This is a genomic window from Rhizobium mulingense, from assembly GCF_029194105.1.
Classification (GTDB): Bacteria; Pseudomonadota; Alphaproteobacteria; order Rhizobiales; family Rhizobiaceae; genus Rhizobium; species Rhizobium mulingense.
The window spans coordinates 164,539-174,515 of sequence record NZ_JARFVE010000003.1 but is presented as its reverse complement, the minus strand read 5'-3'; the positions used below and the strand labels follow the sequence as shown (position 1 = coordinate 174,515).

Below are 9,977 nucleotides of genomic sequence, written 5' to 3'. Positions count from 1 at the left end.
AGGAAAACCTGCATGATCCAGCGTTATCAGAAGGGCTCGCGTATGAGCCAGGCTGTCAGCTATGGCGGTCTCGTCTATATTGCCGGCCAGGTTGCGGAAAACCGTAAGGCTGATATCGAGGAGCAGACCCGTGATGTGCTCGGCAAGATCGACGCCCTTTTGAAGGAAGCGGGGACCGATCGCTCGCGTCTCCTCGCCGTCAACGTCTTCCTGCCGGCGATTACCGATTTCGAGGCGATGAACGGCGTTTATGACAGCTGGATCGACATCGAAAACCCGCCGGCCCGCGCCTGCACCGAAGCCCGCCTTGCCGACCCGGACCTGCGCGTCGAAATGACCGCGGTCGCCGCCCTTTGATCGAAGGCAAGCGCCCGAACTGGAGACATCATGCACAGCGGTCTCGTCAATACGATCGACTTTTCGCGCGAGGGCCGCCAGGCCGGCTATCTCGCCATTCCCTATTCGATCGACCGTTCGCCTTATTATCAGATCCGCGTTCCGATCCTTCGCCTCAGAAATGGCGAGGGGCCATCCCTGCTCTTGATGGCCGGCAACCATGGCGACGAATATGAGGGCGAACTGCAGCTCGGACGGCTGATGCGCCTGCTTGACGTCGCTGACATAGGTGGCGCCGTCACCATATTGCCGATGGCGAACCTGCCGGCGGTGATGGCGGCCAAACGCTGCTCGCCCTTCGACGGCGGCAACCTCAACCGGGCCTTTCCCGGCGATCCCGCGGGAGTGCCGACGGCGCGCCTGGCGCATTTCCTCGAACACGAACTCTTCCCGCGCCACGACGTCGTCTTTGATCTGCATTCGGGCGGCACGTCGATGGCGCACTTGCCCTGCACGTTGATTGAGCGGCAGGCCGACGCCACACGCTTCGAGCGTTCCGCCGCGCTGATGCGGGCACTGGGCGCGTCGCATGCCTTCATCGCCGACAATGGGCGTGCGGCGCCGACATCGATGGGAGCTGCGGCAAGGGCCGGTGTCATCGGTCTTTCCGGCGAATTCGGCGGCGGCGGAACGGTGACGCCCGCGACGATGGCGTTCACGGCGGCGGCAATCGACCGGCTGCTCGTGACGCTCGGCATTGTCGGGCATCCGGTCCTCTCTTGCACGCCGCTCGCTGAGCCGGGCCCGCTGCAGCTCCTGTCGCTCTCCCGGCACAGCCAGGGCATCTATGCCGACCGCAGAGGCTGGTTCGAGCCGGCCGCAGTCCTTGGCGCCACCGTTTCGGCCGGCGATCTGGCCGGATGGTATCACGATCTGGAACGCCTGGAGCAGCCGGAGGAAGAGCTGCGCTTTGCCGAGGACGGCATCGTCATTTCCCACCGGCTGCATTGCGACAGCCAGGCCGGCGACTGCCTGATCCAAGTCGCCGAACCGATTGCCGCTTAGAGAAGCCCGTCGACCGCTGACTTGACCCAGTCGAGACGTTTTGCCGGGATCAGGCCGTAATTGTAGAAGTTCACGCCGTCGGCCCCGGCGTCGACGGCGGCCTTGGCGCGGGCGGCCAGGACAGCGGCTTCACCGACCTCGGGATAGAAGACACGCAAGCCGACACAGAGGAATTTTTCCGGGCCGATCGCCGCCCGGCCGGTGCGGATGACATCGCCGATCGCATTCGGTTCCATATCGTAGCAGCAGAGGATCGCCCCGTCGCAGATCTTGCCGACGGCTGCAAGATCGACGCCGCCGAGCCAGCCGTCCTTCAGGTCGATCAGTACGATCCGGCTCGCCGGATCGGCCGCCGCCTTGATCTCGCCGATGAGGCTGGTCACCGGTTCGCTGCGCCAGCCGAGATAGGCATGCAGATCGGGGTGGTCGCGGAAGGCATCGATGCCGGCTGCCGGAAATTCCGGGAACTGCCGTTCCGGAACGGCTCGTTCGCAGAGTTCGGCGATGAAACGCGCAACCGTTCGGCGCGCGCCTTCGGCCGGTACACCGGCACTCGCCGCGCGCGCCGTGCAATGGTCGCAGAAGCAGAGCGACAGCAGGAAATCGTCTTCGGCATTCAGGCCGACGCCGTCCTTCTCATGGTGGTATTCATGCGCGAAGCCCATGAAGTTCGGGCTCTCGAGTTCGACCATATCCGGCCGGTAATTCATGGTGATGTCGCGCACGAGGGTGACGGCATAGGCCCGCGCCGCCGGGCTGGAGGGGCAGAGATTGTAATAGTTGGCATTGCCGAAGGCGTTCCGCGTCACATGGTCGGGATGCAGCATGCCGAGACGGCTATTGTGGAGGCAGACTGTCCAGCAGGAGACCTTGAGACCCGTCCCGCCGCGTCCCCTGGTCAGCGCCTCCAGCATGTCGCCGCGCTCGGTCACATTCGCCGCCATCAGCGGCCGGATCAGCTTATCCTGCCACAGGCTCTCGTCCGGCCGAAAGTAGACCGTCCCGTCCTCGGGAAAATAGGCCTTCTGCCGCGGGCTGCGCGGCTGGAGGAAGCGGCCCGCATGATAGGAGGTCGACATGCTGATCGTGTTGAGGCCGGCGCGGTTGCGAAACTCGGCGGCAATCCTATCGAGCCCCTGGTCCTGGATATCCCAGGGGTAAGTCCACATGGAAAGATGCATGGCCCGCTCCGGTCAAATCTGTCCACTTTATAGAACATCTGTCCATAATAGTGTCCAGGCCGATCTTCGAGGGCCAGCCTTTTTCAATCGAACACGCGTTGATGGGCGGCATTCTCGTTGTAGCGTGCGCGCGCCCGTTCGAGCCGTTCCGGGCCGCCGACCTCAGGAACGGCAACGTCCCACCAATGGCCGCCTGCGTCGGTTCCGGGAACCGCATCGGTGTCGATCACCAGAATGCTCGGGATGTTCCGTCCCCGCGCGGCGATGATGCGGGCCTCGAGTTCGGCGATCGATCCCACCTTTTCGGCATGGGCGCCCATCGAAGCGGCATGCGCGACGAAATCGATCTCGGGCTGCACATCGACATTGCAGTCCTTGTACATATTGTTGAACTCGGCGCCGCCGCACTCGATCTGCAGACGGTTGATGCAGCCGTAGCCGCGATTGTCGGTCAGAACCACGGTGTACGGCACACGGCGCATGACGGCGGTGGCGAGTTCCGAATTGGCCATCATGTAGGAGCCGTCACCGACGAAGCAGATGACCTCCTTATCGGGGCGCGCGAGCTTGATGCCCATGGCGCCCGCCACTTCGTAACCCATGCAGGAGAAACCATATTCCATGTGATATCCGCCTTGGGCGGATTGCCACAGCACCTGCAACGCGCCGGGCATGGTGCCGGCCGCGCACATGACCACGGAGTTTTGCGCCGAGATCCGCTGCACGGCGCCGATGACCTGAGCATCGGTGGGCAGGTTTTGCGGTGCGTCCGCTGGCGGCGGCGCAGTCACGCGCGCGACCGTTTCGAGCCAAGCGGCCCTGCTTGCCGCGTCGACATCGGGGCCGCGATGCGCTCCAAGCGCCGCCGACAGGCGCATGAGCGTGACCTTGGCATCCCCGACGCAGGGCAATGCTGAATGTTTGGTCGCATCATATCCGGCAAGGTTGATCGAGGCGAGCCGACGGGCGGGATTGCGGAAAAGCGCCCAGCTGCCCGTCGTGAAATCCTGGAACCGCGTGCCGATGCCGATTACGAGGTCCGCCTCGGCGCAGAGGGCATTGGCCGACGCCGATCCGGTGACACCGGGCGACCCGAAGTTCAACGGGTGCTCCCAGCTGTTGGCGCCCTTGCCGGCCTGGGTTTCGACGAAGGGGATATGGTGCTTGTCCGCGAAGGCGGCGAGTTCGGCCTCGGCCTCGGAATAAAGGACGCCGCCGCCGGAGATGATGACTGGCTTGCGGGCCGCCCGGATGGCATCGGCAAGATCCGCCACCTCCCTCGGATCCGGTTCGGGACGGCGGATGCGCCACAGCTTCGGTTCGAAAAAAGCTTTCGGATAGTCGTAGAGTTCCGCCTGCACGTCCTGGCAGAAGGCAAGCGTGACCGGGCCGCAATTGGCCGGATCGGTCATGACGGAAAGTGCACGCGGCAGGCAGGTCAGGAGATGTTCGGGACGGGCGATCCGGTCGAAATAGGCCGAGACCGGACGGAAGCAGTCATTGGCGCTGACGGTGCCGTCACTCATATCCTCGATTTGCTGCAGCACCGGCTCGGGACGGCGGTTGGCGAAGATATCGCCGGGGATGAAAAGCACGGGCAGTCTGTTGACATGGGCAAGCGCGCAGGCCGTGACCATATTGGTGGCGCCCGGACCGATCGAGGACGTCACGGCGTGGGCACGCCGGCGCTTCAGCGCCTTGGCATAGGCGATGGCCGCATGCGCCATGGTCTGCTCGTTCTGGCCGCGCCAGGTCGGAAGCGCCTCGCCGATCCCGTGCAGCGCCTCGCCGATCCCGGCAACATTGCCGTGACCGAAGATCGCCCAGACGCCTTCGATGAAGCGTTCGCCGTTTTCGGTCATCTGCACCGAAAGCCACTTCACCATGGCCTGCGCGGCCGTGAGTTTGATTGTCGTCGTCATGCTGCCTTCTCCTGTGCTGCCACTCTCGCCGCGTCCCAGATCGAACACAGGCGCCGATAGCGCTTCGCCATCTCCTCGACCGCGGCGGCGTCTTGCATTTCATCTTTCATCCAGGCGCGTGCGACGTCGCCGAAGATGGTCCGGCCGACGGCAAACCCCTTGACCAGGTCGAAGCCGGCCGCCACCTCGAAACTCGCGGCGAGCTCGGCCTCCGGCGCATCGAGGCCGAGCACGACGATGCCCCTGGTATAGCGGTCGTTCTTCTCGATCGCCCGGATGGTGTTCGTCCAGGCGGCCGCCGTCGTCATCGGCTCGAGCTTCCACCAGTCCGGAAAGACGCCGAGATCGTAGAACTGTTGGATCAGGATCGCTGTCGTCTGATCGTCGACCGGCGCCACCTTGGACGGGATGATCTCCAGCAGGAATTCGAGGCCGTTGCGCCGCGATGCCTCGAAAAGCCGTCTGACGGTCGCTTGCTGATCCGCCCGGATTTGCGCGTCGTCGTCGGGATGGCAGAAGCAGAGCACCTTGACGACGTTTTCGCGCGCCCATTCGCCGAGGCCGCCATAGTCACTGCCCAGTTCAGGCTCCAGCGTCAGCGGCCGGGAGCCCGGCCATTCGCAGGGCCTTCCGATCCAGAGGCCGGTGCCGGAAGCTGCGTGCAGCGCCTTTCTACCGATGCGACTGTCGCACAGAATGCCGTAGCCAGGCCGGCCGGCCTGGACCTCGACGGCCGCCTGAAGGCAAAGCTCTTTGAACGCGCCGCCCTTTTCGAGGCTATAACCAGGCATCTGTTCAAGCTGGATCCGATGATCGAAGGCGAAGATGCGATAATCCATGTGATCGTCGCCGTGATTGCGATGGCGGTTGGTCGACCAGTGGATCTGTTCGAGCGCCTGGTCGTTCCGCAGGTCGGGCCGCTCGATACCGCGCTTCAGGAAGAATTCCAGCTCCTCCAGCGAGGGATAGGCCGGCGTGCATCCATGGCGGGAGACCGCGAAGGCGCCGCAGGCATTGGCGTATTTCAATGCGGTCGGCCAGCCTTCGGCGTCGAGCCAGCCTTTCAGCAGTCCCGCGAAGAAGCCGTCGCCGGCGCCGAGCACATTGAAGACCTCGATCGGGAACCCCTCCCCCGATACGCCGTCATCGAGATTGTCGGGGATCGCGGCCTCGAAGGCGACCGCACCTTTGGCGCCGCGTTTGCAGACGAGCGTCGCGGCAGAAACGCCACGCACGGCCCTCAGCGCTGTGACCGTATCCATCGATCCGCCGGCAATGTGGAATTCCTCCTCCGTGCCGACGATCAGGTCAAAGACATGAAGGGCCGATTGCAGTTTCTCCGTGACCTGCTTGCTCTCGATATAACGGCTTTCCCCGTCGCCATGGCCGGCCACGCCCCACAGGTTCGGGCGATAATCGATGTCGAGCGCTGTTTTCACACCGGCGCCGCGCGCAAGTCCGAGCGCTTTCAGCACGGCAGCCTCGGTGCGCAGATGGGAAAGATGGGTGCCGGTGACGACGATCGCCCTGGCCGAGGCGATGTAGTCCGGCCGGATATCGTCTTCGCAAAGCGCCATGTCGGCGCAGTTCTCGCGGTAGAAGATCAGCGGGAAGGTATCTTCGTCGCGGATGCCGAGCAGAACGAGCGCCGTCAGCCGCTGCGGATCGGTAACGACACCGTCGACATCGACGCCTTCGCGCTGAAGCTGCTCGCGGATGAAGCGGCCCATATGCTCATCGCCAACCCGGGTGATGAGGCCGGCTTTCAGGCCGAGACGCGCGGCGCCGCAGGCAATGTTGGTCGGAGAGCCGCCAATGTATTTGTTGAACGAGCCCATATCTTCGAGCCGCCCGCCGACCTGAAGGCCGTAGAGGTCGACCGAAGATCGGCCGATCGTGATGACATCGAGTGCTTTCATATCCAATCTCCAGGAAGTGCTTCGAAGGCCGACGCAAACGAAGCGCGTTGGGCGGCCATAGGGAAAGATGCGGTGGGCGTGAGCGTTGACTCGTCACGCTGCGCTGGCCTTCCCTCCCCTGAAGCCCATGCGGTGCAGGAAGTCTCGGCTGGCCGCCAGATCATCGAGAATGCCGCCGGTGTTGCGGGGATCGCGTTCCTGTTCGACGGTGATGTAGCCGGCGTAGCCGAGCTCGGTCAGAAGGCTGCGAACCGCGGCATAGTCGATGGATCCACGTCCGATCGGACACATCACGCCTTTTGCGCAGGCATCGAAGAAGCGGATGCGTTCGCCCATGACCTCCTGAAAGACCTTGGCATCGATGTCCTTGAAGTGGATGTAATCGACACGATCCCAGTAGCGGCGCAGGGTCTCGACCGGATCCATGCCGGAATAGGCCATGTGACCTGTGTCGAGGCAAAGACCGGCCAGCTCGGCAGGGATATCGTTGACGATCCGCTCAAGTTCATCGGCGAACTCGATATAACCGCCGGCGTGCGGATGGATGGTTGCCCGGATGCCATACTTGTCGCGGGCAAGAGCAGCGATCGCACGGATATTGTCGATCATCCCACCCCAAGCCACGTCATCGAGGCGAGGCGCGCCGTCGGAATGTCCGGCCGCGTAGTCGCGCTCGTCGTGTCCCCAGTCCATGACGGTCAAGTAGGGAGCCGCGAAGCGCTGCCCCGGATGGGTCTTGGGCTTCGGAAGCCGCACGACCAATGCGCAGATCTCATCGGTCTGGCGCAGGAGATTGTCTCTGTTGCCGGGCGAAACGAGATCGTCAAAAATCGTGCCGGCGACGATCCTGAGATCCCGCTTGTTCAGCGCATCCGCGACGACATCGAGATCGAGCGGCAGGTAGCCGTATGGCCCGAGCTCCAGTCCGCCAAAGCCTGCGGCCTGCGCTTCATCCAGCACCTTTTGCCATCCGGGAAGATGTGGGTTTTTAACGTCGTCGACGCCCCAGCAGCACGGTGCGGTGGTTATGGTGATCGGATTGGCCATTCAGGTCCCGGTGTTGATGGTCTCAAAGGTCAAAGACCGGTGAAATTGTTCATGGAAGGCGATGAAGCGCTTCGTGTGATCCTGTTCCATGTGGGAGGCGTGGGCTGCCTCGTCCTTCCAAGTCTCCACAACGACCAGTCGGTCCGGGTCGTCCGTGCACGTGAAGAAATTGTAGGAGAGGCAACCGGGCTCTGCACGCGTCGCGGCCTGCACCTCAGGGGCGCGGGCGAGAATCTCGCTCCGCGTCCCGGGGTGAAGTTCAATCGCAATGATGAACTTGTACGGGCGGCTCATCGGCTGATCGTCGCCTGTAGCGCGTCGATGGAGGACTGGATGCCGGCGTCGGTCGACATGGTGAAGTCTTCCATCTCGAGGCTGACCCAGCCGTTATAGCCGACCATCCGCACGACCGAGAAGAACTCCTTCCACCATTGCAGATCATGCCCTGCGCCGACGGCGACATAGTTCCAGGTGCGGTTGGCGACGTCGGTGACGTCCTTGAGTTCCAGCAGGCCATTGACGTCGGCGAGACCACGCTCGATGCGGGTGTCCTTGCCGTGGCAATGATGGATGGCGTTACCGAGCGCCCGGGCCGAAGCAATCGGATCGGCGCCCTTCCAGAAGAGATGGCTCGGATCGAGGTTCATGCCGACGGACGGCCCGACCTCGTTGCGCAGACGGAACAGGGTTTCCGGGTTCCAGACGAGCATCGCCGAGAAGTTTTCGAGCGCGTATTTCTCGACGCCGACTTCTCTCGCGAGCTTGACCAGATCGTGCCAGAGCGGGAAGGCGCGGTCCTCCCACTGGTAACGGTCACGTTCCGGCATCTCGTCGGGCCAGCTCTTGGTGTAGACGAGCCAGTTCGGCACGCTGTCGCCGGGGGCGGCTTCCGGAAGGCCGGACATGGTGACGATGGTCTTGACGCCGATTTCGCCGGCAAGACGGATCGTCTGTTCCATTTCCTTGCGGTGGCGCTTGCCCATGTCGCCGGGATCAAGCGGGTTTGCCGAGCAGTTCAGCGCCGCGATTTCAAGGCCACGCGCTTCGATTTCCCTAAGCTTGGTTTTCAGAAGCCCCTTGTCTTCAAGCAGTTCATCAGCGCGGAAATGCGGCGCGCGCGACCAGCCGCCGCCGGTCATTTCGATGCCCTCGACGCCGAGTTTGACGCATTTGTCGAGCATGTCGGTAAATGACAGGTTGCCCATCACGTCGGTGCAAATGGAGAGTTTCATCGTCTCGATCTTCCTTATGAAAAATGAGGGCGCGCCCTGTGAGAGGGGTGGAGGAGATCCCGGCGCGCCCCCCGGAGGGAGCTATTTGAAGTCGATCCAGGCGGCGCCCGCATCCGCCGAGCGGACGCAGTTTTCCAGCCAGCGCACGCCTTCGGTGCCGGCCTCGATGCCGGGATAATGGTGGCTCCTGAGGAAAGCTTCATCGCCGCGGCGCTTTGCGTCGATCGCCTGGGCGATCCAGAGGTAGATGTTCGCCCAGCTGTCGCCGAGACCCTCGGTGTGCAGCGCGCCCATGCGGTCGGCCGCGAGGCTTTCCTCTTCGAGGTAGGGCATGCCGTGGTGCAGGGTTCGGTTCGGCTCGCCCTGGACTTCGTAAATCAGCTGGTCAGGCTGGGCATCCGACCATTCGATGGAAGCCTTGGAGCCGACGAAACGGTAGCGCTGCGAACCCATGTTTCCGGCATTGACCGACGACACCCAGAGACGGCCGCGGGCGCCGTTGTCGTAATGCATGAGAACGGTCGCATGGTCTTCGAGCGGCGCGCGGGTCGGTATGAAGGCCTTGCGGTCGCAGAGCAGTTTTTCGATTTTCAGATGCGGCAGCACCACTTCGGAGAGATAATAGAGGTGGGTGCCGATATCGCCCAGAACGAAGGTCGGGCCAGCCGTCTTGGGATTGGTGCGCCATTTCACGGCTTCGCCGGCGCCCACATCGTCGCCCGCGTTGAAGCCGTGGGAATATTGCATGTCGACGATGCGGATATCGCCGAGCATGCCCTTCTTGACCATGGCCGCCATCTGATGAACCAGCGGATGGCCGGTGAAACCGTAGGTGACGCCGACGATCAGGCCTTTCTCTTCCGCCAGCCTGGCGACCTCGTCGCATTCGGCGACGGTGAAGAACAGCGGCTTTTCGCAGATCACGTGAAGACCGGCTTCCAGGCACGCCTTGGTGATCTCGTAATGGGTGAAATTCGGCGTGGCGATCGAGACGACCTCGACACCGTCTTCACGCCCGGCCTCCTTGGCGATCAGCTCCTTATGGTCGCCATAGCATCTGTCCGCAGCGACGCCGATCTTCGTGCCGAAGTCGCGTCCGCGCTCGGCGTCGAGATCGAAGGCTCCGCAAACGAGCCGGTAGGTGCCATCCCGCTGGGCGCCGGTTCTATGCTTGTAGCCCACCTGCCCGGTGCGGCCGCCGCCGACCATGCCCCAGCGCAGGGGGCGCTCGATGGATCTTTCTCCGTTGATCATCTTCTGTCCTTCCAGGAATGA

General features: G+C 63.3%; 9 protein-coding genes. 2 read left to right on the top strand and 7 right to left on the bottom strand.

Going from position 1 to position 9,977, the window contains the following annotated elements; translation table 11 throughout:
• Positions 1-12 precede the first annotated feature (12 nt).
• Together PYR71_RS05790 and PYR71_RS05785 are read left to right on the top strand one after the other, a co-directional pair.
• Positions 13-357 (top strand): RidA family protein, encoded by a 345-nt coding sequence (locus PYR71_RS05790; RefSeq protein ID WP_020922890.1) that lies wholly within the window; start codon positions 13-15, stop codon positions 355-357.
• Positions 358-387: 30 nt separating this feature from the next.
• Entirely contained in the window at positions 388-1,401 is a 1,014-nt protein-coding gene (locus PYR71_RS05785; RefSeq protein ID WP_275618578.1) for a succinylglutamate desuccinylase/aspartoacylase family protein, read from the top strand.
• Here the strand turns inward: PYR71_RS05785 and PYR71_RS05780 are convergent.
• The 7 genes from PYR71_RS05780 to PYR71_RS05750 all read right to left on the bottom strand — a co-directional run bounded on the left by PYR71_RS05780 (position 1,398) and on the right by PYR71_RS05750 (position 9,956).
• Positions 1,398-2,582: a hypothetical protein gene (locus PYR71_RS05780; RefSeq protein ID WP_275618577.1), complete on the bottom strand. Its 1,185-nt coding sequence runs from the start codon at positions 2,580-2,582 to the stop codon at positions 1,398-1,400. The two genes, PYR71_RS05785 and PYR71_RS05780, sit on opposite strands and share 4 nt — an antisense overlap.
• A gap of 83 nt (positions 2,583-2,665) precedes the next feature.
• Positions 2,666-4,504 (bottom strand): 3D-(3,5/4)-trihydroxycyclohexane-1,2-dione acylhydrolase (decyclizing), encoded by a 1,839-nt coding sequence (gene iolD / locus PYR71_RS05775; protein ID WP_275618576.1) that lies wholly within the window; start codon positions 4,502-4,504, stop codon positions 2,666-2,668.
• Complete coding sequence (locus tag PYR71_RS05770) at positions 4,501-6,423, bottom strand: bifunctional 5-dehydro-2-deoxygluconokinase/5-dehydro-2-deoxyphosphogluconate aldolase (RefSeq protein WP_275618575.1); 1,923 nt, start codon at positions 6,421-6,423, stop codon at positions 4,501-4,503. Before PYR71_RS05770 ends, iolD begins: the two co-directional genes overlap by 4 nt.
• A gap of 93 nt (positions 6,424-6,516) precedes the next feature.
• Positions 6,517-7,470: a TIM barrel protein gene (locus PYR71_RS05765; protein WP_275618574.1), complete on the bottom strand. Its 954-nt coding sequence runs from the start codon at positions 7,468-7,470 to the stop codon at positions 6,517-6,519.
• Positions 7,471-7,764, bottom strand: a complete 294-nt coding sequence (locus PYR71_RS05760) for a putative quinol monooxygenase (protein WP_097580846.1) — start codon at positions 7,762-7,764, stop codon at positions 7,471-7,473. It abuts the gene before it with no gap.
• Positions 7,761-8,702 carry a sugar phosphate isomerase/epimerase family protein gene (locus PYR71_RS05755; RefSeq protein WP_097580845.1) on the bottom strand — a complete coding sequence of 314 codons (942 nt, stop codon included), beginning with the start codon at positions 8,700-8,702 and terminating at the stop codon, positions 7,761-7,763. Before PYR71_RS05755 ends, PYR71_RS05760 begins: the two co-directional genes overlap by 4 nt.
• Before the next feature lie 81 nt (positions 8,703-8,783).
• Positions 8,784-9,956: a Gfo/Idh/MocA family protein gene (locus PYR71_RS05750; protein WP_275618573.1), complete on the bottom strand. Its 1,173-nt coding sequence runs from the start codon at positions 9,954-9,956 to the stop codon at positions 8,784-8,786.
• Positions 9,957-9,977: the final 21 nt, after the last annotated feature.